We start from the raw sequence: 24,130 nt of genomic DNA on the forward strand, positions 1-24,130 counted from the left end.
GACCGGCTCGCCCGCACCCGGACCGAACGCCTCGCCACTGACCCCGACCCCGACGCCGACGCCGTCCACCAGCTCCGCCTACGCACAGCCCCGCCGAACTCGACGCTCGGCGCCTCGCCACCGCCCCGGCACATCGGCCCATCGCCGCGAGCGCGAACCGCGCCGGCGCGACCGCACCGGACCGCGAACCGGACGCACCGCGCCACGCGCCATCAGTGCCCGTCGACGCGCCGCCCGCGCCGCTGCTCGCGCCGTCGTTCGCATCACCCACCAGGACGGCCGCGCCAGACGGGACACGGTTCGCGCTGACCCGCGCCGGTCTCCCACCCCAGGTGGCGCTGCGGCGCGCCAAAGTCGCCGCCGAAACCGCGCTCCGCCCCGCCGCGCTCACAGCCCCATCAGCTGCACTGCTGACCCGCGCCGGCCCGCGACCCACGACTGGACCCCAGCAAACCGGCTGGGAGGACGCGGTCGCAGCGTTGACGATCTACCGCGCCCGCCACCTCGCCCACGACCCGGCGCCGCCAGCTCCGTCGACCAGATCCACACCGTCCTTACCCGCCAGCTCACACCGACGCCTGAGCGGGCGCTGCGGTCCTCGCGCGCTGCGTTGCCGACCTGTGCATCCAGGTCGGACTCGACTCGGCGATCTACGACCTCCCCACACCACGCACCGCCCAGGACAAATGGAACCAGACCACATGCCTTCTCAGTACCCCAAAGGCCAGCTGCACATCGCGCGCTAAGCCCTCTCCCACGACGCCAGGACGCCGTTCGACGGCTGTTTCTGCAGCCACCCATCCATGATTATTTTCGGTTTGGTGATTGTCGTGAAGTTTTATTGCGAGGTACCTACCGTCAACCTTGAACCGGCTTGCGGCAGACCTGCCCGCACCGTCTCCGGCGCCGGCCCGTACCGAAGGCCGGTGCACTTCCCAGGCAGGAGCAACTACAACCCCCCGGGGTCACCGCGACCCTCCGTGCACCTATGGGGGTGGCGGCTACGCCGCCACCCCCGAGGACGCCCATGCCGCCACGTGCCGCAGCGTGCGCAAAATTCGTGCTCGATTCACGATTGTTCGCGCAGCTTCCGCGCCGCTAAGATTCCAGTCGTCGGTCCGTTCCTCGTGGCCTCCAGAGACGCCGCACCTTCTGGCACTGCATCATTTGGCCAGGGCGTCCGAATTTAGTCGTAGGCGTCACCGAGATCGACGAAGTCTGGATCAAGCCAGTACCAGCGTCCGCCACTCGACTCAAGCAGTCTCTCAAGCAGCTCCGTAAAGCTGGACGCTATGATCGGGCACGAGCCAACTAGGCCGTGGACCTCGTGGAAACTATCATAGCATCGACCGTTGCGCCTTGCGGACAAATCTATGCTCAGGTACTCACGATCAGGTGTCACTCCGATGGTGTACCAGGACGACGATATGTCGCCTGGGTAGTCTTCACCCAAGATAGCGATGTTCGCCGACCGCAGATCATTTGGCCCAACGATAGAGAGGGCGTAGTCGTGATTCGCGTAGAGATCGACACCCCCACAGATTTCGTAGAAGGCGGCGAGGTCCTCGGGGATTCTCAGGTCAGCCGGCGGGGTAGCCGGGCCAGCGGGAGGGTATACGCGGCAGCCGACAGCCCGAGAGGCTCTTCCAACCAATGGGGCTATGGCCACATTGTTCTCCCTATCAGCCTAGACCGTAGATGTACCGGTTGAATCCGCCATAATATGCATCTCGCGCAGCTTGCGGCACACCAGCGGCGTCGAACATTCTCTCCGAGAGTGAGTATATCTCCCGAGGACCAATCGATGCCCAATCGACCTTTACCCCAACACGCGCACCGTAGTTCTCCTCCAGCCAGTCGCGGAACACTACCTTTGTCGCACCGTGATTGGCACTACTGAGCGCGATTGTGGGGTTGTCAGATGCGCGACTTACGTAACCAGGAACGTTATTTTTCGCCCACGCATCCATAATTCCATGATGGTTCTCTAGTGGTGCATTACTTGGACGGTAGCGCACAATATCATATTCGCCAACTCCACAGTTGTGGACGAGGACGGCTGCGCCGCCGACTTCCACATAGTAGGTGTGGATCTTGTCGATGGTGAGGTTGTAGGCGGTGGTGGTTTGGTGGCGTAGGTGGGTGGTGGTGATGGTGGCGGTGGTGCCGTCGGGTTGGCGGAGGGTGTGGCCGGGGGTGAGGTGGTCGGCGGTGGTCCAGGTGTGGGTGGTGGTGTCGTAGAGGGGGTGGCCGTTGGTGGCGGTGAGGGTGGCGGGGCCGTGGTCGGTGTGGATCGTGATGTCGACGAGTTGTTTGTCGCCGTGGCCGACGATGACCGCGGTGACGGTGTGGGGTTCGGTTTTGCCGGTGTCGGGGTCGGTGGTGAGGACCTTGTCGCCGACGTGGACCTGATCGATGGGTTTGGTGGTGCCGTCGGCGAGGAGGACAGGGGTAGTGGGGGTGAAGCTGTTGCCGCCGGGTTTCCCGGTCGCGCAGTTTTCGAGGGCGCGGCCGATACCGCGGAGGGCGGTTGCTGCTTCGGGTTCGGCTTCGGCTGTTCGGGCGAGGGTGATGCCGGACTGGATACCGCGTTCGGCGCGCCAGCCGATGATGGCGGCGTCGGCGAGCTCACCGCCGACCGGGACGAACGCGAGCCCGATCATGGCGGCGTTCAGTGCGACGTCGACTGGGTGGTTCCGGGTGTAGTTCCAGGCGCCGGTGGCAGCACTGGTGACGGTGTGACCGATCGCGCTGCCAGCGCCCTTCAATTTGCACCAAGCGTCGCAGTTCTTTTCGACCGGTTGAGGCCGGTCAGGGGCGCCGGTGGTGGCGAGGGGGTCTTGGCCTGGGCTAGACGCGACGCCGTAGGCGATGAGGATGGTGCTGTCGCCGTACCCGTAGACCGGGTCCGCGGCGCGGGCTGGGGTGTAGGCAGCGGCCGGAGCGGCGGCGGGATTGGTCCCAGGAGCCGGAGCGGCGATGGGCAGCGCGCCCACCGGCAGGGCGTTGACGGGCAGGACCACGAACGAACTCGCCGCTGCGGCGTCCGCCGGTAGCGTCGACGGTTTCGGAGTCGCGGCGATCCACTGGGCGAGATCGATCGTGATCGCTGGCGCTGCGGGCGCCGCCGGTGAGGCGACGGGTGCGGCGGCCGGTCGGTTCGTGGTCGCCGCGCCGGCTGCGGCGGACCCAGTGCTGGTTGTTGTCGCCGGACGGCCTGACGTAGTGGTGGCTGGCTTGCTCGGTGCGCTTTGGGTCCGATTTCCTCCCCCGGCAGGCCTAGGAACGATCACCACGAATACTGTGGGCGGCGAGGGAGGCCGGGGGGTAAGGACGAGGGTCCCCCATGGCACATCGTTGCTCGAGCGAAGATCGTTGGTGGCGCTGGCTGGCGGCGGCGATTTGTCAGGAATCCAGGTCTTGCATTGGCCAGTCGCCTGGTGGAGAAAACTGCCGGTGTTGCAGTAGCCATAGTCCCAGTGCCCGTTGTCGCTCGCGTATCCGGTGGTGTCGTTGTTGGTGAGCGGATTCCCACCGGCGTAGGTGTAGCGGTTGTCGGCGGCTGTTCCGGTCCAGCCGAGGGAGTAGGTGTCGCGGGTGAGGAAGGTGGCGGTTGCCGGGTTGTACCAGCGGGCTTGGGCTTTGACGAGACCGGTGTCGGGGTCGGTCCAGCTGGATTGGTAGCCGGTCTGGATGTTGGTGTTGCCCGGGGTGAGGGGTTGGCCGAAGGGGTCGTAGTTCTTGGTGTCGGTGAGGGTGCCGTCGGTGGTGAAGGCGGCGACGGTGTCGCCGTGGAGGTTCTGGATGGTGGCTGAGGCGCCGTCGTCGGTGCCGGCGCCGATGACGGCGCCGGAGGGGTCGCGGGCGTAGGCGGAGTTGCCGTCGATGCCGGGTTCGAGGTCGAGGCCGTCGTAGAGGAACTGGCGGCTGGTGTTGCGGGTCGCGATCCGGTCCAGGCCGTCGTAGCTGTACGACGTCGTCGTCGGGCCGGCGGTGTGACTGGTCAGCCGGTCGAAGGCGTCGAAGGCGGTGGTGGTGGTCGCTGAGCCGGCGGTCCGGGTCGAGAGGGTCCCGCGGGCGGTGTAGGTGTAGCTGGCGGTGCCGTCGGAGGTGAGCCGGTTGCGGGCGTCGAACGTCGCGGTCGTCCCACCGGTCGAGGTGCGGTTGCCGGCCTCGTCCCAGCCGTAGGTGGTGGTGGCGCTGGACTGGTTGGTCCAGGAGGTGAGCCGGTCGGCCCAGTCGTAGCCGTAGGTCTGGGTGCCGGCGCCGGCGACGCCGGTGCCGGTGCCGGTGCCGGTGCCGGTGCCGGTGATGGTGGTGGAGGTGAGGTTGTCGTTGTTGTCGTAGGCGTAGGTCTGGTCGCGCAGGGTGCCGGAGGGGCCGGCCAGGGTGTCGTCGGTGAGGCGGCCGAGTTGGTCGTAGTCGAAGGTCTGGGTGGCGCCGGTGCCGCCGTGGTAGTCGATGGAGGTGAGTTGGCCGGCGTCGTCGTAGTCGTAGCCCCGGGTGTCACCGGTGATGGCTGCGCCGACGGCGACGAGGCGGCTGCGGGCGTCGTAGTAGTAGTCCGACCAGCTGCCGGGGTCTGCGCGCTGGAGTGTGCGGCCTTCTTCGTCGTAGACGAAGGAGGAGGTGCCGCCGTCGCCCCAGGCGCCGGTGAGCAGGCCGCGGTCGTTGTAGCCGAACATTTGGGAGCCGCCGCCGGGTTCGTCGACCTCGGCGAGGTTGCCGACCAGGTCGTAGCTCATCGCGCGGGACGCGGCGGTGGCGCCGCCGCCGGACCCGGTCTCGGCGGTGACCCGGCCGAGTTCGTCGTAGCTGACGGCCCGGATCACACCGCCCGGCTCCAGCTGCGCTGTGGGCAGGCCGCCGGCGTCGTAGGAGACCTGCCAGGTGCGGTCGGCCAGGTTCGGGTAGGCGGTGGTGGAGGGTTCGATCGTCTTCTCGGGCAGGCCGAGGCTGTTGAACGTGTAGGTCGTCGTGTTGTTGAGGCCGTCGGTGAGCCGGGTCCGGTTCCCGGCGGCGTCGTAGCCGGCGCTGGAGGTGATCGAGGTGCCGGAGGAGACGGGGACGGTGATCGTGCGCAGCTGGCCCAGGGCGTCGTAGGTGAAGGTTGAGGCGTGCCCGTTCGGGTCCGTCTGTGACGTGACGTTGCCGGCGGGGTCGTAGCCGACCGACGTGGAGCGCAGCAGGGTGTCGGTGTCGGAGTACTGCTCGGTGGTGGTCTGCCGGCCGGCGCGGTCGTAGGTGTAGTGCGCGGAGCGGCCCAGCGGGTCGGTCACGGACGTGATCCGGCCGGACTGGTCGTAGGTGTAGCTGGTGACCTTGTCGGCTTCGTCGTGCTGTTCGGTGAGATCGCCGGCGCCGTTGTAGACGGCGGTCGCCGAGGCGCCGGTGGCGAAGTTCGACGGGCGCAGGGTGCGGGTGACGTCGCCGGCGTCGTCATGGTCGATGTACGTGGTGAACGCCTGCAGTGGGGAGCGTTCGGTTGGCGAGGATGCCCAGAGACGGTCGAGGTCGTCGTAGGCGTAGATCGTCCACGCGCCGTTCTGGTCGACGGTGTCGAGCAGGTTGCCGGCGTCGTCGTAGACATAGCGGCTCACGCCCGCCTCGGGCTGGCCGGTGACCTGCGGGTCGGTGACGGCCACGATCCGGTCGAGCTTGTCGTAGACGGTGGTGACCGTCTGCCCGCGGGTGTCGGTGTGGGTGAGTGGGTTGCCGTTGTCGTCGTAGGTCCACGACTCGGTCGGCGTGATGGCCGATCCGCCGGGTGGGGTGTAGGACGGGTGGGTGATCTGGGTGACCTGGCCGAGCGCGTCATACGACGTGGTCGTGACCTGGTTGCGGGCGTCGCGGCTCTGCGTCAGCTCGCCGAAGGTGTTGTAGCCGACCTCCGCCGAGGGCCGGTCCGTCGCCGCGGCGGCGCCGTTCTGCTCGACCTGGACCGGCGGCGCGACCCTCTGCGTGAGCCGGCCGGCGGCGTCGGTGACCTGGTCGGTGACGTAGGCGGAGTTGAAGGGGGAGCCGTCGGTGTAGCCGCGGGGGTCGACGGTGCTGGTGACGAAGCCGCGGGCGTCGCGGGTGAGTGCGGCGGTGAACCGGTCGGTGCCGTCCCCGAGCACGGTTGTGGACGCCAGTCGGGAGGCGTCGTCGTAGCCGTACTCGACGCGGTCGGTCGCGAAGGTGCCGTCGGCGCCGTGGGTGGAGGCCAGCAGGTTGCCGACCGCGTCGTAGTCGTACGTGGTCCAGCGGTTGAGTCCTTCGGGGTCGACGCTGGTCCAGGCGTTGCGGCCGGCCTCGTCGTAGCCGGCGGTGACCGCGCGCAGCCCGCCGCCTGCCGTGGTGGAGGTCTCGTTGCCGGCGGCGTCGTAGCCGTGGTCTTCCAGGACGATGTTCCGGGTCTCGGTGTTGGACAGCTCGCCGACGGTGAAGTCCGGGACGTGGTAGCCCTCGAAGATCACCTGGTGGGGTCGGTCGTCGAGCCAGTAGGTGTAGCTGGTCGTACGGCCGAGGGAGTCGGTGACCGAGGCGAGCCGGCCGGCCGGGTCGTAGGCGCGGGACTCCACCAGCAGGTCACGCGCCTCGGAGCCGGCGACCGGGTCGTCGACGAAGTCCTTGACCGTGGTCGTCGCGAGCTGGTTGTGCTCGGTGTAGCCGAACTCGACGACGGTGCCGTTCGGGTCGGTCGAGGTGGCGACGTTGCCGTTCTCGTCGTAGCTGACCTCGCTGGTCGCCTCGATCGGCGTACCGGCCGCCTCGGTCACCGAGGTCTGTCGGTCATCGTCGTCATAGTCGTAGGTCGTGGTGCGGACGGTGTCACCGCCGGTCGCATCCGAGACGACGGTCTCGGTCAGGTTCCCGTTCTCGTCGTAGGTGTTGGTCGTGACCGGGGTGTGTGTCACCGAGGTGATCAGGTTCGCCGCGGCGGGTTCGGTGATGGTCGCGAGCTGTGACAGCTTCGAGTAGGTGAAGCTGGTCGTCAGGCCGGACGGGAAGCTGTCGGAGGTCTCCTTCGACGTCAGCCGCCGGCCGAGTTCGTCGTAGGTGTAGTCGTGGACCAGGCCGGCCGGGTCCTGGTCGTGGCGCAGGTCGCCCTTCGAGCTGTAGCCGTAGGCGGTGACCTTGCCGCGGGCGTCGGTATAGGAGACGGGCAGACCGCGGGGGATCGTGCCGCCGTCGATGGCGTTCTCGGTGCCGTCGGAGTAGGCCCAGGTCTCGGTCCGCCCGGACGGGAAGTCGCCGGTGGCCGGCGTGGTCTGGCTGACCAGGTCGCCGTAGGGGTTGTACTCGTACGTCGTGGCGTAGGTGTCGTCCGTCGGCGACGAGGACCGGGCATCCCGGAAGATGGTGATCTTGTTGTCGCGGGGGTCGCCCGGCGGGCCGTCGTAGTACTCGTAGTACTCGGTGTTCGTCCACAGCGTGCCGTAGACGTTGGCCCGGGCGGTGGTACGGGCAATCACGTTGCCGCGGTCGTCGGTCGCGGTCTGGACGACGTTGCCGTTCTCGTCGGTGACCTGGGACAGGAACCCACGATCGTTGTAGACGAACCGCCGGTCACCGAACCCGTCACGGTGCGAGATCAGCTGGCCGCCGTGGTACTCCCAGTCCTCGTCATGGCCGCGAGGATCGGTGACCCGGATGATCGGGTTCGGCGACGTCGCGAGCACGGCGTACTCGGTCCGGTTACCCTCACCGTCCTCACGCCAGGCGACCGTGCCATCGCCGTTGTAGCCGATCTTCGCGTCGACGTTGCCGGCGGGCAGGGTCGTCTGCGTCAGCTGGCCCGACCCGTTGTAGCCGTACGTCGTCGGGTTGGTCGACTGCGGCCCGGTGACGGTCGTGAGCTTGTCGCCTGAATACCCGTAGGTCCAGCTCAGCGGGCCGGAGTAGGCCGCCACCGTCGGGGTGGCGACCGTGGTGACGTGGGTGCCGGTCCAGGTCAGCGTCAGCGTCCGCCCGGTCGTGTTGTTCACGACCGACGTCAGCTTCGCCGACGTGTCGTAGTTCAGCGTGAGCGACCGGCCGGCGACGTCGACGACCTGCGCGAGCCGGCCATCGGAACGGAACGTGTAACCGGTACCCGTCTTGTCCGTGAGGACGGTGGCGGCGGTCGCGGAGAAGTCGTCGATCCGGCCAGCGCCGGTGGCCTCGGCGAACGGGCCGACCCGGCTGCCGTGTAGCACCGCGGTATCGGTCACGGACAGGATCTGGCTGCCGTTACGCGCCACAACGATCGACGCCCCGGCCGTCGTGATCGTCAGCGTGTCGCCGGCGGTGCAGCACGTGCCGCCCGCCGACGTCGCGACGACGGTCTCCGTGCCGCCGACCCGCCTGACCAGCTGCCAGGCGCCGGCGCCGGGCTGGGCGACCAGGCGCCAGTAGTTCTCGGCGTCGGCGTAGCGGAACGCCAGGCCCACACCGGCCTGCGCGACCGGCTCCTTGAACGTGAACGTCCCGTCGGCGGCGGCGGGCACCGTCACCAGGTTCCGGTCGCCGGACGCTGTCGCCAGGTAGGCGGCGTTACTCGAGGTGCCCCAGGTGCCGGCGCCGGTGCCCTGTCCGGACTGCCAGTTCTCGCCGTTGTCGGTCCAGCCCAGACCGGTCGACGAGTTCGCGTTGGTGAACGTGTCGCGGTGCTGGTCGTCGACCATCACGACCGACCCGATCCGCCCCGAACCGGTCGTCGACGCGTACAGCCCGGCCTGCGTCACCGTCGAGAACTGACCGTCCGTCACGCTGCCGACGACCCGGTCGTTGCGGTAGACGGTCAGCACCGACCCGGCCATCCCGATCGCGTAGGTGTCATCCGCAGAACAGCAGGCACCCGTATACGTGGCGACCGTGGTCTCGGTGCCACCGACCCGTTTCGCCAGCACCAACGCGCCCGACGACGGCTTGACGTACAGGGACCAGTAGTTGTTGTTGTCCTGGGCACGGAACGCGATACCAACCCGGTCCTGCGCGGTCGGGACGGTGAACCGGATCGTGCCGTCCGAGGCGGCGTTCATCACCGCCAGGCTGCGCGACCCGCTCCCCGCGCTCACCAGCTTCGCGGCGTTGTCCTCGATACCCCACGAACCCGACAGGACCGTCCACGTCTCACCCGTGTCGGTGTCACCCAGCGAGCTGTTCGAATCCGGCCCCGTGAACGACGCGACCCGCGGCGACGGCGCCCGCACGACCGAGTAGTAGCCGTCCTGGGACACATAACTGCCATCCCAGTTCCGGCCGAACCTTCCCTCCCGGCCGTCCGGATAGCGCACGACCAGGTTGCCCTCACCCGTGTCGTCGGCCTTGACGTTCATGTCCCACTGCGACGACCAGCCCTGCCCGAACAGGCCCACATATGGGTTACGGCTGTTGTACGTGCGGGTCAGCGTCAACGCCGGACCCACGGCGGGGACCGACACGTCCGTCGTCGACGCCGTGTAGTTCCCGATCAGCGGCGTCACCGACGCCACCGACGGCACATACGGGTCGGTCCCGAAATGCTGACTCGTCACCGGCGCGGCCACATCCGTCACCAGCGCTATCGGCGGCGTCCACCCCGAGGCCGCCGAACCATCACTCACCCGGCCACGCCAGTAGTACGCCTCACCCCACTCCAGCGCGTACGCCGGCACCTTCCACGTCGAACTCGACGTCAACCCGCCCGAATCCCAGCAGTTCCCGGACTGCGCATCCGGCTCGTCACAGATCTGGAACTCGTACGACAGCCCACCGGTCGACCCGGTCAGGCTCAGCTCCGGCCGCAGCGTCGGGACATGCTCCCCATCCAGCGGCGAGGAGTCCACGATCCCCGGCGCGGCGACCGCGGACGACTCGGCCTGGAACCCGAACGCACTGATCCCGTGACTGGAGAACCACGCCGTCCCCCAGTCCTCCATGTCGAAGTAGATGACGTAGTCACCGGCCGGCAGCGGGTCGACCGCCGCCGCCAGGTCGATCGACTCGCCACGGGCCACCGACGTCGGCAGCTCCGTCACCGCACCCTGGTGCACCAGCTCCGTCGTGCCCGACGCGTCGTACACGTGGTAGGACAGCTTGTAGTTGCCATAGGCCGGCCACGTCGACTGCCCGGTGTTCGTCACCCGGATCGGAATCTCACCTGGACTGTTCGCGGTCACGTTCGTCGACCACTGCGGCGAACCGGACGGCCACTCGTAGTCCGCGCCATACGGCGACCAGGTCACGGCCATGTGCGGGCGCAGGTCCGTCGGCGGATCCGCCGGGTTACACAGACAGCTCGCCGAGTAGAACTCCTTGTACGCCGCGCTGTTCGTCGACGACGTCTCCACCTCAAGGCCGGTGTTCTGCTTGCTCCCGTCCGCCCAGTCCCCCACCAGCTCGGTCAGCCGCGGGTCACTGAAATGCCCCCAGTTCGGACCGCACGCCGTGTCGTAGCTGTACGCGAACCAGCTCTGCGCGACCTCCGGGCCCACCGCCGCCCCCGGCCACGTCATCGACGTGCCATCCCAGCTCTGCGTCACCTCCCGCAACGACACCGGGTTCGGAACACACGACTGCGCCGACAACCAGTTGTACAGATAGACATCGACACCCAGCACATTGGCATCCGTCAACTCCGGCTGCCCGTCAAAATGAATGTAGCTGCGGTTGACGTCCGTCAGATACATGCCGTTCTTCAGCGTCCACTCCGAGCTGAACGGCGTCGACGGGTGCAACGACGACACATAGGTGTCATCCCCCGCCGGGTCCAACCACGTCACCGGCGGATCCACCTGCACCGGAAACACCCGCTCCGGCGCCGACAACCACGCCTTGTCCAACTCGACCCGCAGCGAGACCTGGCCCTTGTCCGGCCCGTCGACCAGGCTGTAGGTCACCCCCGTCGACATCGCCGGACCACCAGCCGCACCCGACGTGCCCGCGTCCTGCATCCACCCGTGCGGGATCAACGCCCGCGGCTTGCCGTCCTTGTCGGCCAGCACCACCTGGCCGTACCTGTCCATGCTCGCCGTCAGCCCACTGAGCGCCAGCGGAAACGTCCACGTCGTCGGCGCGTCCGCGCCGTGCAGGACCATCACCTCCACCAGCCCCGACGCCGTGGAATGCAGCTGCAGGTCCGACGACGTGCGCACCCCCGGGAACGAGGCCGTGAACCCCTTCACCGAGGCACGCGACGCGGCCGCCCCCTCCAGCGCGAACCCAGCCGACACCCCACCGCCGAGATCGACCCGCGCCAGCTGCGCGTCGTTCGCCGACCCGGCGATATCCACCGGCAGCTGCGTGGCCCGGCTGTGGAAACGGCCCCTGTCGCCGGCGACCAACGCGGTGTCGATGTCGACCAGGTCGCCCTTGGCGTCCCGGAAACGTTCACGGCCCATCGACACGTCGGCCGTGTGCGTGCCGTCTGGGTTCCTGAACTCCGTCGCGTTCTCGGTACGGCCACCGGGCACCTCGACCCGGCCCTGCTGCACCTTCCCCGGATCCCGCGCCCCAGGAGCGAGCGTCGCCGGCATCGACATGCCAGCCCGCAGCGGCTTGGCCGCCTCGCCACCCGCGGACGGTGTCCCCGCGGCAGGTCTGTCCGCAGTGAGCGTCACCTTCGAATAGTCGATCTTGCGCGGCGCCGTCTCGGGCGTCACCGGCACCGCCCCGGGCACCTCGCCGACCCGGCCGCGCACCGCCGCCGCGCTCGGTGACGACCCCGCCCCCGCCTGCGTGACGCTCGTCGGCGCCTCATGGCCCCGATTCGCGGCGCTACCCGAGGTCGACTCCGGCAGCTTCACGTTCCCGTCACGAAACGGGTTCTGCTCGGAGATCGGCACCATCCCCGGCTGCGTCACCCGGTCGATCACAACCAGCGCGACCGCTGTCATGACCAACACCGGCACCAGCAGCAGCGCCACCCGGCGCACCCACAGATGCCGCCGCCACATACGGCGGCCAAACGACGTAGGGCGACGCGGGGAAAGGTGCCGGCCGGTCATCACAGCTCCGAACAAGTACGCAGGAAAAGGCACGAGCCATGCGGAACACAGCCCCCGGACACGCAGCGAGCCCGACGGCCTTACCCACCCGGCCTGTTCACCGCGTCCCCGCTGAAGGACCGCGAGGTAGGCGCGGCAGACCCGCCGAAATGCGCACCACGAAGTACGGGCGCGCGAGGGCCTGGCCGCACCGGCCACCGGAGAACCGGGTGCGACAACGCCTGCCATTGGCAGGCGGTGAAAGCCGGCGACAGCGCCGGTGACCTGCCCAGACGCCGCGCCAGCGGGTGGCTGGCGGCATGCGGGCAGCACAGATCAGCTAGGAGACGGCGGGAACAGCGGCAGGAATCCGGCACAGCGCCGTGCACGGCGAGAACAGCCTCCGGCACCCGGGATGAATCCAGGGAGACCAGCGGGAGAACAAGGGTCACACCCACGCGACCGAAGCCGCGCTGGCGGTGCGCCGGGAAGCATCGCACGCTTCACAGCTCACTCACAAGCGGTTCCCACGCATCCCAGCAGAGGATCAACGCCGACGGCCAGGAACCCCGCCCCCCAAGAGGAACCACGTGCGCGGCTACCACCCACGGAGATAGTCCGTCAACGACAGGAAGAACTAGTCCGACCGCTGATCGCTTCCAGGGTTCGTTACCGAGAGCGAGCATCGCCACCGAGAGCTACATAGGCCGGCTGCACACGGACAGAGCCACTGCGCCCACAGCTCAGTGCGGGATTTCTCGCCAACCACTGGTCAGACCGCCCCACGGTCTGCCATAGTGGCTCACCGCCCCCATACCCGTCGCGCCACGACCACCACAACCTCACACGCCACTCGACCGGCGGCCACCAGGCGATCCGGGAGACAAGCTTTTCTCGAATCCGGCCTGCCTTCTCCACGAAACCAGAAGTTTACCGGCCGCGCATTCCCGTGCCCTGGCCCGCCACACCCCATACCGACTCTGACAATGCGACCGGCACCCCCGTCCGCCGGGCACTCCACCCTGCCCGCGCACGTCGACGATGGATTCCCAGCCGGTCCGCGAGACGAAGCGGAAGGAGCCGACGGGTGAGCCGCCGCGACCGCCTTTCCTCCAGAACAGGCACGCCAGCCATCCCGGCACCACCCGTTCCCGCAAATCCGGCGCCCCGCGCGCGACGCGAACCCACCACCCAGGACCTCACCCCGGCATCGCCAACCACGCCGGACAGCACCGCCGCCCAGGTGCCATCCGCCCGCGAGCCATCGGGCGGTCCCGGCGACCCCGACACCGCAACGCCCGCCACCCGCGCCACAGGCCCAGCCGGCATCGCAAATCCAGGCGCCGCCTCCACGGCCAGCGTCGACGACACCCCCGCCGACGACACCGCGGGCACCAACTCGCCGACGCCGACTGCCGACGACCCGCCAACCCGACGGCCTGGCGGCCGACACCGCCATCGCAGGTCACGCGCACGCACCATCGGCCTGCTGCACGCCGTCGGCCTGCCCGCCCTCGGGATCCCCGCCCTCCTCATCGCGCTGCTGTCCGGCGCAGACACCCCCCTCGGCCTCGGCAACCACGACGCCTCAGCCACCCCACCCACCGCGAACAGCGGCTACGTCCTGCCGCTGCTGGGCTCCGGCGCCCTACCCGCGAGCCTCACGACCCCGGGCGGCGACGGCACCACCAGCCAGGTCCCCACGGACAACCTCGCCACCGCCGCCGCGTCCCCCGGCATCACCGCCGGCCTCGTCCGCCTCACCGCCACCGAGCGCCAGATCCCCGCCCGCGTCCTCACCGCCTACCAACAAGCCGCCACCACCCTCACCACCGAACAACCCGGCTGCCACCTGCGCTGGCAACTCCTCGCCGGCATCGGCAAGATCGAAACCAACCACGCCACCGGCCACACCACCACCACCGACGGCACCATCACCCCCGCCATCCTCGGCCCCCGCCTCAACGGCACCAACGGCTTCGCCCGCATCCCCGACACCGACAAAGGCACCCTCGACCACGACACCACCTACGACCGCGCCATCGGCCCGATGCAGTTCCTCCCCACCACCTGGACCACCACCAGCCGCGACGGCAACCACGACACCACCAAAAACCCGAACAACATCGACGACGCCACCCTCACCACCGCCGCCTACCTCTGCGCCTACCACCGCGACCTGACCAACCCCACCCACCTCTACGCCGCGATCTACGCCTACAACCCCTCCGACACCTACGTCCGCGCCGTCCTCGCCTGGACCACCGGCTACACCAACACCACCCCCACCCCGATCACCAACCCCACACCAGGCACCGCCCCCACGCCGACCCCGACCACACCCGCCACCACCACCGACCCGACACCGACACCCTTCCCGATCATCAACCTGACACCACGGCCAACCACTCCATCTGCCCGACCGACCGCGACGACCCCAACCTGCGCGGCGATCACCCTGACAACCAGCACCCTCGCCGCGACAACCAACACCACCACCCTCGACATCACCGCCCGCTACACCACCACCAACAGCACCGGCACGGGGCCGACGGCCGTCATCCACGCCGAAGCCCGCGACACCACCGGCCACACCCTCACCACCACCGACACCACCATCCCCACCACATCACCAACCAGCCCCACCCTGCTCACCCGCCTACCCCTCGACCACCTCACCGCCCCCGGCCAGACCACCACCATCACCGTCGCGCTGACCAACACGCCGACCGGCTGTCCCACCCAGACCCTGGTCACCCTGACCATCGCGGGCATCACCCGCCCCAGCACCCCTGCCCCACCGACGCCCACCCTCAGCAGCCCAGCACCACCCCCAGCAACCAGCCCAAGCCCCGAAACTCCAGCCTGGACGCCGGCAACGCCATGATCATCACTGTGCTGCGCGCAAAGGCTGAACGTAGGCTGCCGGATTGAGCGTGTGACGTCGTCCACGACCGGCGGGCACCCGGCTCAATCCTTGATTCCGCATCCTGGGCGTGCGGCCGGTTGGTAGCGCTGGACCACCCACGCCTCGACGTGGCGGAGTCGTCTAGAGGAACGCGAATGGGTTTTCGGGTTCCTCGGCCGGTGCGTTGTTCAGAAACGCGGCGAGCCATGCGGCCAGGCTCCCTTCCCGGGCGATGTCGCCCGGCCACGGGACCTGCTGCATCCACTGCTCCATCGCCGCCGTGGTGGCCGTGGTGAGCAGGTCGAGCAGGCTCTGGGGAGGCGGCGCCGCGGTCGCGCACAGCCAGCCCAACGCGCCAGCGAACCGAAGATCGATCGGGTTGTCCTCGCCCGTCCACAGCTGCTCAGCCCACGCCACGGCCCCTGCCGCCGCAGACCGTTCGACCGCGAGCTGGGCCAGCGCAAGCACCACGCTGATCCGCACCGGCTCGTCGTCCTCCACCGCCAGCCGCGCTCGCAGCGCCCGCGACACCACCGGTGGCGCCGTCAGTGCCGTGGCCAGTGCATACGCCGCGTTTGATCGCACGGCCACGTCGGCGTCGTCGAGCAGCGGGATCAGCAGTGGAACGTCCGCGGTGATCGCCGCACGCGCCGCCTCCAACGTCCACTCGACAGGCAGCCCCGCCTCGACGAAGCCCTTCTCCTCGGGCGGATAGACCACGTGGAGCAGGTCCTGGCGCAGGTCGCGCCCGAAGTGGTTGCGATGGCCGGCCTCGGCCGCCAGCAGGAGCAGGTCTGCACGCCGGTGCGTGGTCGGGTTGGCGGCGACATGGATCAGGAACGGCACCGTCAAAGCCGCCGAGGCGGAACTGTTGCCCTGATGGCGGACCTTGTTCCACAGGTCGCTGAGGCTGCGCGACACGACAGCAGGATCGGACGCGGACAGCGCGTGCAGCAGGTCAGGCACATCATCAGCACGCCCGTACGCATGGCAATACTGGCGCCACGGCACGGCATCGACCACCAACCCGCCCCGGGCCCGCAACTCCGGCAGCACACGGCGAACGTCGTGGTCCCGCCAGTACGTCTCCAATTCCTCCCATGTCATCCGGGAGAGCTCATCCTCGTCCACGGCGTCACCGACCGCGCCTTCGTCAGCCACGCCCCGATCATGCCGACGGGTTACGACAGAAACTCGCGCGGCAGTCACATGGACGCCTACGCCCTGAGCTTCAGGACCCCCCAATCTCGATCTTGACCCCGTTGCTCACCCGCGCGGGACCACCGCAGATCTCCTGGCCGGACACCGCCCGCCTACCGTCACGCCAACCAACCACCAGACCGGGCCCGATAACCCGTGGAACAGGCACCCGCCCGGCCCCATGATTGCCGCGATGACCCATGACGTCGAAGACGACCCGCAGGACTGGCACTACGCACCGTCCGGCACCCTGCATGGTGCCCTGCAACGAGGCCACGGCATCGCGGTCATCAAGCTGCGCCGCGACCGCGAGCAGGCAGGGCTGGTCTACGAATGCACCAGCCGCGACACCCGCTGGGACTGGCAGGTCGACGACCGATACACCTACCTCGCCCGGCTACTGCGCGACCTGCACCTCGACCCGGCTCCCCTGGTCACGCAACTGCACGCCTGCGGCCCCTGGCGCCCCTGGCCACACCGAGACCCAGCCGACGACCACAACCAGTTCAACCTCGCGGTCGGAATCCTGGAGGCGCTCGCCCGCGCAGGCAACGACCAGGCCCGGGAAGCGCTGCGTGGATACGTCCACGACGGGGCCCGCTGGATCGACGCCCTGCAGACCATCACCGACGAGTGGCCCGTCGAATGGTGGGACGACCTCTGGGAGACCGCCGCCGCCCGCATCCACCCCGACGACACGACGCAGCTGTTCCCCAACAGCCAGCCGTGGCAACGCTGGCACGGCCGCGACCCCCACCTCGACGCCGTCCTCAACGCCGCCCGCCCCGCCCGTCCTCCAGGCCCAGACCACCAGACCAGCCTGGCCGGGGCATCCGACGCCGAGCTGATCGCCGTTCTACGGACGCCCGACACCGACCGCGGCACCCTCGCATTCGCGCTGCGCCAGATCCGACGCCGCGCCTATCCCATACCGGAACTGCTCGACGTCGTCGAACAGCTCGCGCCCACCCGACCCCCGGGCCTGCGCAGCGCCCTGCTCTCGCTCGGCCCCCTCATCGCCCCACCCGCCAGAACCTGGGCCACCGACCCCGACCACCCCCTCTTCCCCGACGCCGCGTACCTCCTCGCCCACCACGGCGACGAACAGGACATCCCCCTGCTGCTCACCGCAGTCGACCACCTCACACACACCGGCCAGTGGTGCGGCTACGACCAGCTCACCGAAGGCCTCGCCCGCATCCTCGCCCCACTACCACCAACCACCCACACCAACAGCCGCGCACACCTGATACGCCGACTGCGCTCGCTGACCTTCGCCTCACCACACACCTACGAACGCGCCAGCCACCTACGCAGCCTGCTACTCCTCGACCCAGACAGCACCATGAACGCCCTGCCGATCTTCCTGCTCGACTGCGAACCCGACGTAAGACAGCTCGCCGCCCAGCACACCTCACTCATCACTGACGACGCCCACCACTGGCTAACCGAACTACGCGACGACCCCATCGAGAACAACGACATCCAACACACCGCCACACAACGCATAAAACCAACCTGACCAGCACCGAGACGCCAACCAAACGCCATCCACACGCAGGCAGGAAACGCGCGCGGCGATTTCGACCGTTCAAATGTGACAGACTGTGACCGCCATGGGGGCAGCCGCGGCGGTCGACCGGTGCCAAACCGGTGACGAACAGCGGCACAGCCAACGGCACGAGCCGTCACCAACCAGCACGATCAACGACCACGCCAGTCAGGCCTCGCGCCCGAATGCCAAACGCCGCAGCACAAAACGACCATGAACGGCAGCCTATGTCAGCCGACGACAATAGCTCAGCGGGTCAGGGAAGAAGACTCATAACCCTCCGGTCATGGGTTCGATCTTCACCCGCTACAGCCCCGACGCCGCTGGGTCGCGTCGGCGCGAGCCCATGGCCGCGGTGGCGCTCGCCCATTCAAACCGCCAGGCACATGACGGTGGAAGTATGGCGTCCAGCGGATCAATCCGGCGCCTCAAGGTAGTAGGCGGCGTGATCACCAGTGCCGCCGCGCCGCGTGATCGAACAGCGAATCCGCAGGTCAAGCCCTCGAACCGAGTCTTGGCACGGTATGGGCGCGGTCGTAGCCCGGTGGGGTCACCCGCATCGCCGCCTATGACGTCCGTTGACGGCCGTCGTCGCTGTTGCCTGTGCGGTACGGGTGGTTCAGAGCAGGGACCAGAGCTGGATGACTGAGTCGCCTCCGGCGGTGGCGAGAATGCGGCCGTCGGGGGAGAACGCCACCGCCCACACCGAGTCGCGGTGCGCCGGCAACGGCTGGCCGAGTGGGCGGGGAGTCGCCGCGTTGGAAACGTCCCACAGGCGGACGAGGTGGTCGTTGCCGCCTTCAGCGAGGGTCGTGCCTGCGGGGGAGAACGCCAGCGCCGACACCCGGTTGGTCGTGTGGCCGGGCAGCGGGTCGCCGAGGGGCTGGGGGGCGGTCGGGTCGGTCAGGTCCCACCGTCGCAGTGTGCGGTCGTCGCCTCCGCTGGCCAGGACGTGCCCCCGTGGGGAGAAGGCCACCGCCCAGACGGCGTCGTCGTGCGCGAGGGGCTTGGAGGCGAAGGGCCGCGGATTGTTACGGTCGCCGAGGTCCCACAGCCGTACGGTGTGGTCGTCGCTGGCGCTGGCCAGGACCTTACCCTCGGGAGAGAACGCCAGCGCGTGCACGACGTTCTCGTGTCCGGTCATCGGCTGGCCGAGCGGACGGGGCGTCTTGGGCCGGGTGACGTCCCATAGTCGTATGGAGGTGTCGTTCCCGGCGGTGGCCAGGATCGAGCCATCTGGGGAGAACACCGCCGCCGACAGAGGGTTGGCCGGGTCGACGATGCGCTGGTCCGGGTCTCCGAGCAGCTGCGGCACGGCCGGGTCCGAGACATCCCACAGCAGGGCCGCTCCGTCCTGCCCGCCGGTGGCCAGGAGCCGCCGGTGCGCGGCGAACGCGACCGAGGTCACCGCGCCGCTGTGTTCGGCCAGCGGCCGGCCCAGCGCGGCGGCGGATGCGGGGCTGCGCATGTCCCACAGCCGCACTGTCTTGTCAGCTCCGCCGCTGGCGAGCGTCACGCCGTCCGGGGAGAACGCGACCGAGGATACCCGCCCCGAGTGCCCAGGCAACGGCTTGCCCAGCGTGCGGGCGCCGTGCACCGGCTCCCTCCAGACTGCGACGGCCGGCGCGTCGCCCGGCTCGGAGTCACTTCGCCTGGCCAGGGCGATGCCGCCGCCGGTCGCTCCCGCCGCGATGGGCAGCGCAAGGAGGAGAACGCGGCGCCGGGTCAGCCGGCCCGCCCGGCCCCGTTGGGCCGTCGACCCGTCCTCTGCCGGCCAGTCCGTATCCGTCGGCGCTGCCGTGGCGTCTGTCGTCCGCCCCGCCTGCCGGCCTGCCGCTTCCGGTTCGCGCAGCCCGTCGGCATGCCCCGGTGCAGCAGGTTCCGCCGGCGGAGCTGGTTGCGCTGGGGCCCGTTCCCTCGGCACCTCTGGGCCGGGCGGGGCCACCACCGTCAGCACCGCCTTCTGCTGGGGCGTTGCCTGCTCGGGCGTCGTCGCGACAGCCTCGCCGCCGTCGGCAGTTCCCGGATCCGCGGGGTCGGCATCAAAGGAAGGGTTGTGCGGGAACCAGCGCCGCGCCTCGGCGAGCAGCGCCGCTCGGCCCGTAGGTAGCGCTCCGTTCTCCACCAGCGCGGACACGGCGAACCAGAATGCCATGGCGTCCTGGACGGCCCACGTCGGGTGCCGGCTCGCGGGCAGGCCCGCGGCCGTGAGAACCGGCGTCGCTGTCGCCGCGTTCGGGAACGCCTCCGCGAACGCGCGAACCTGTTCCGCCGACAGGCCGCGCACCGGCAGTCACCTCCACCCCATGATTGTCACCATTTGACAAGTACCGGCGACCAAGAGAGACATCGTCTCACTGGCAGCCCATCGTCGACGACACCCACCTCAGGAGCCAGGAACCCTGCCCGGACCGACCGAACGGGCACATCAGCACCTACACCTTTGACGCCCTCAACCAGCCGCGTACGATCACCGCCCATGTCTGGTCCGGGGTGTCGATCAGACGAGCGCCGGCTACGGCGCGTCCGGTCACCGCACGCGGCTGACCGACGGCTTAAGCGCCGGTCGATACTCCTCTAACCCGGCGTCGTCCTGCAGCAGGCTGCCTGGGACTTGGTCAGTACCGAGCACCGACTTCTCACCGTACGTAGTCAGCTACACCCGTAGACCCGCGGCCGAGACAATCAGACCTGCGGCTCAACCAGCCACCCAGAACAAGATCATTGTGGTCGGTATGTGGTCGCGGAAGCCCTGGCACGGGCCGAATCAAGACAGCACCGAGCGGCACGACGGCCCGCGAAAACCTCTGCGCTCATTGAATTTTCCGGCCCAAGGCGGATCTTGGCGACAGGGTGCGGCATCCGGTTTGGGTGGCTTGAAAACCGCTATGGGGGCAACCTCATCGTGGGTTCGAATCCCACGCCCTCCGCTCCTGACCTGCATGTTTGCGTTCCGGTGGGGCCGGCCCGGCGCCTCGAAGATCATTGTGGGCGTCAGGTGGGCGTGGCTGTGCGTTCGCGTCGAACGCGGGACGGCGATCGCGGCGGCGAGGGCGGCGCGCCGGCCGGCGGGGCGCAGCAGGTGGGCGTAGAGCGCTCCGGTGATGGCGGGCGAGGAGTGGCCGAGGCGCTTGGAGACGAGCGCCAAGTCGATGCCCTCCTGGAGCTGGATCGATGCTGAGGCGTGGCGAAGATCGTGCAGGCGTCGGGGCGAGAGCAGGCCGCGGCCGAGTTCGGCCTCGGCGGGGACGTCGGCAGCGAGCGGTGCGGCCAGGTCGAGGCGCGACCGGTTGCCGCGTAGCCGGGTCACGGCGGTCACGGTCACCGTGCCGGCGGGTTCACGGTTGACATAGAGCGTCCACTCGCCGATCGGGTCACGGTCGCGCTGGAGCGCTCCGACGACGAGGTGATCAGCCATGGTCGGCGCGGTGAACCGGACCGCGGCAAGCAGGCCCGCCCGATGCGCGATCGTCTGCATGCGCTGGGAGACGTACCTCGGAGCCAGATGCCGACCGTCCGGTCGAGTGAACATCAGCCTCGACAGCTTGACCGGCTTGCCGTGCTGGTCGGGCAATGTTCCGTTGTCCCACGACTCGCTGAGCTTCTCCCGCTCGGCGTCCTGGGCCAACCGGTGTGCCAGCAGCGAGCCCAACGTCGTCGGGTCAAGGTCGACTTTTCGCTTGCCTGACCTGGTCTTCGGCGGCCACACGCCGCACTTGGCGCCAGACTCGGTGATCTGCTGAGTGATGGTCAAGACCGAGTGCTCGGCGTCGAGACCGGGCCAGGCGGCGCCGCAGGCCTCGCCACGACGCACACCGTGTAGCGCGATCAGCTCCCACATCGCGGCGAGCCGGTCCGTGGACGCCTCGTCCAGGAACGCGCCTACCTCGTGCGCCTCCCAGGGCTCTACCTCGGCCCGGTTGTATTCGGGCAGCTCGACGCCAGCCACCGGGTTGAACGGGATCAGTCGTCGGTCCACGGCGTCGTTCAGGGCGTTGCGCAGGGTGCCCCGGATGCGTTCGATCGTCGCTGGGCCGGTCGGACGCGGTTTGCTGGCGCCGGCCGCCTCGATCCAGCGGAAGGCCTTGTCGACGTGGTCCGCACGCAGGCCCGACAACGGCACCTTGCCGAGCCACGGCTTCAGATGCACCCGGATGTGGATCTCGTACCCGCTGCGGGCGGTGGGGCGAAGCCTGCGCTTCGACTCCAACCACTGATCGAGGTACTCGCCCACGGTCAGCGTGCCGACGTGCTGCTGGCCGGCGCGGACCCTCGCGAGTTGGTCTCCGGCATCCTTCTCGGCGGCGTCCTTCGTGGCGAAGCCCGAGCCTCGCAACTGCGTCCTGCCGACGAGGGGGACGAGTTCCTCGGGCACTTCGAGCCGCCAGGACCACTTGCCGTGCGGCTTCCTGCTCCTGAGCTTCGGGCACTGCTTGCCGAACTGCTTCCCGGTCTCGGGATCGCGGCAGCCGCAACGCTTTTCGGTCTGGATCTCCATGAGAACGCTCCCGCTGTCTTCCTGAGTGGGGACAGTCGCTGGCAGAGAACGGGGATATGGGCGGTCGACCGGCTCAGAGACGCTGGAACCGCGGGTCGCGTACATGTGAGCGACGCGTTCGTCGCCGCAGAGGCAGTCAGAGGAATCGTATGCGCTCCCTGGACCTCTTTGTTGTTGCCAGCAAGATCGCCCCTGGCTTCTTCGTCTCGCCGCGCGATCTTGGATGTTCACGTTCGTGCGCCCTCGCCGATGCCTTTTCTCGGCCTTCGGCCCAAGCCGGGCCTTGTTCGACTGATCCCGGGTCATGACCCGCACCGGCGACGACCTCCCGTCATCTCCGTGCGGGCGCTACTCAAGCTACCGAGCCCAAGGCGGCGGGTGATGCGGACGCCTGACCAGCCAACTCGATGGGGGTCCGGGCACCGGTAGCGGGTGTCCCTGGGGCATGGAGTGTGCGCATGACCGGGCATAGTCGGCGCCGATGACATCGCGCGGGGCATCGCCACCGACATCGCACATGTCATCGCGACTAATATCTCGGCCGACGGCGTATTCGCAAGCGCTGAATGAAAATTCTCAACGCCGAGCGATGCCCGAATAACCGGCGCGGGTCTGCGCGATGTCTTCGGGGATGTCCTGCGATGATCTTGTTTGACACCATACTCGCGCATCGAGAACACGCCCGGTGCCCGGAGGCGCCGCGTTGGACTGCGGACCTGTCCGGTCGAGGGCGGTGGAGGGCGCGCGCGATGGACGGGTGCGGCAGTGCAGGCCGATCGGCCGGACATGCCGCGTGGTTTGTCGGACCCGGGCGGTACGGTCCCGGTCGTCTGGGTGGTGATCGCCACGCGGACCGTGACTGATCCGAGGGAGTGTGTATGAGCGGGGGACTCGTCGAGCGGCTGGTCGCTGCTGTTGGTGACGAGCGTGACGTGGCGGGTATCGCGATCACCGGCACCTATCGGGCCGCGGGTGATGGGAAGGTGTCGCCGCCGACCTTTCCGGGCGGCCCTTACATCTTCGAGCCGCGGCACGTCGACGGTGCGGTGTCGGAGGTCGTCGTGCTGGACCAGGTGCCCTCTGAGGCCAACCGGATCGAGGAGGCGCTGCTGGCGGCGCGGGACGGAGGCCGGATCGAGCTGCCGCTGTTCGAGCTGACGGCCAAGACCAGCCGTGGGGAGATCCGGCTGACCTCGTTGGAGTTTCCGCACCGGTACGCGGACGCCTACCTGCGCGATTCGCTGGTCAACGGGGTGCGGTTCGACAAGTCGCCCGTCGGACAGCGGCTGCGAGGGGTGTCCGCGATCGACGTGCGCCCGCTGTACCAGCTGGACCCAGGCTCGCTGATCTTCGGCGCCTGGGACTCCCACCGCACGGGGCGATGGCCGAAGTTTGCGCGCCTCTACTCGTCGTCGATCGTTGGGCTCGACCCCAAGGAGGGGATTCGGCGGGCCACGCGCAGCGATCCGCTGAACCTTGTCGGCGCGATCGACGATACGGCCAAGGCCGAGGGCGACTGGGCCTTCGTGGTCCCCGGTGGCGATGGCAAAAAGAAGTCGGGCCAGAAGCCCAGCGAAATCGGTCACGGCAACATCGTTGACAAGGTCGACAAGCTGCCGCCGGGCGGCGTGACGATCAGCGAGGCGCGGCGGTCCGCGTGGATCTCGTTCGCCGGGCTGGAGCGTCTGCGGTTCGGGGACGCGTCGCGGGAGGCGACGCAGCTTGCCCGCGCGGCGCTCGCGGCGCTCGCCCTCGCCGGTGACCGGCTTGCGTTCGGCCGTCCGTCGATCTGGCTGCGCTCCGGCTGCGATCTGGTTCGGACGGACGAGTCGATCGGGTTTGACCGCGGTGGCGAGCTGGAACCGGTGGCCGTGACCGCCGCCGAGGCGATCGCCGCGTTTCGCGAGCTGCGTGATCGGGCCGCGTCTGCCGGGATCGTCATGGAGAAGGACGCCGTCTCGATCACTCCGATACCGGGGTTGGCGAACGCGATCGAATACGCCGTGGCCAAGGGCGCCGGCAGCGACGGCGACGCGAGCTGA

At 68.9% G+C, this 24,130-nt stretch carries 8 protein-coding genes; 3 read left to right on the top strand and 5 right to left on the bottom strand.

Translation table 11 applies throughout. The features are described 5' to 3' along the window. Positions 1-1,186: 1,186 nt before the first annotated feature. Both BCD48_RS50930 and BCD48_RS55205 read right to left on the bottom strand, forming a co-directional pair. Positions 1,187-1,669, bottom strand: coding sequence for an SMI1/KNR4 family protein (locus tag BCD48_RS50930; protein WP_083419933.1), 483 nt, complete (start codon positions 1,667-1,669; stop codon positions 1,187-1,189). A 13-nt stretch (positions 1,670-1,682) separates the two neighbouring features. Next, the gene (locus BCD48_RS55205; protein WP_131804206.1) at positions 1,683-11,870 is read right to left on the bottom strand and encodes a DNRLRE domain-containing protein; all 10,188 of its coding nucleotides are present in this window, start codon (positions 11,868-11,870) and stop codon (positions 1,683-1,685) included. A gap of 1,147 nt (positions 11,871-13,017) precedes the next feature. Here BCD48_RS55205 and BCD48_RS40050 point away from each other — a divergent pair. Beyond that, a complete protein-coding gene (locus tag BCD48_RS40050; RefSeq protein WP_131804207.1) occupies positions 13,018-14,817 on the top strand; it encodes a lytic transglycosylase domain-containing protein in 1,800 nt (599 codons plus the stop codon). A 162-nt stretch (positions 14,818-14,979) separates the two neighbouring features. Here BCD48_RS40050 and BCD48_RS40055 read toward each other — a convergent pair whose 3' ends face one another. Continuing rightward, the gene (locus tag BCD48_RS40055; RefSeq protein WP_131804208.1) at positions 14,980-15,969 is read right to left on the bottom strand and encodes a HEAT repeat domain-containing protein; all 990 of its coding nucleotides are present in this window, start codon (positions 15,967-15,969) and stop codon (positions 14,980-14,982) included. Between the two features lie 262 nt (positions 15,970-16,231). Between BCD48_RS40055 and BCD48_RS40060 the strand changes: the two genes are divergently transcribed. Continuing rightward, positions 16,232-17,560, top strand: a complete 1,329-nt coding sequence (locus BCD48_RS40060) for a hypothetical protein (protein ID WP_071053630.1) — start codon at positions 16,232-16,234, stop codon at positions 17,558-17,560. A 649-nt stretch (positions 17,561-18,209) separates the two neighbouring features. On the opposite strand, the gene BCD48_RS40065 is transcribed toward BCD48_RS40060, so the two are convergent. Next, positions 18,210-19,877, bottom strand: coding sequence for an effector-associated domain EAD1-containing protein (locus tag BCD48_RS40065; RefSeq protein WP_071053616.1), 1,668 nt, complete (start codon positions 19,875-19,877; stop codon positions 18,210-18,212). A 480-nt stretch (positions 19,878-20,357) separates the two neighbouring features. Next, positions 20,358-22,088, bottom strand: coding sequence for a tyrosine-type recombinase/integrase (locus BCD48_RS40070; RefSeq protein WP_083419935.1), 1,731 nt, complete (start codon positions 22,086-22,088; stop codon positions 20,358-20,360). A gap of 878 nt (positions 22,089-22,966) precedes the next feature. Between BCD48_RS40070 and cas7g the strand changes: the two genes are divergently transcribed. Then, entirely contained in the window at positions 22,967-24,130 is a 1,164-nt protein-coding gene (gene cas7g, locus BCD48_RS40075; RefSeq protein ID WP_071053617.1) for a type I-G CRISPR-associated RAMP protein Csb1/Cas7g, read from the top strand.

Origin of the sequence: Pseudofrankia coriaricola, assembly GCF_001854805.1 — a bacterium.
GTDB lineage: Bacteria > Actinomycetota > Actinomycetes > Frankiales > Frankiaceae > Pseudofrankia.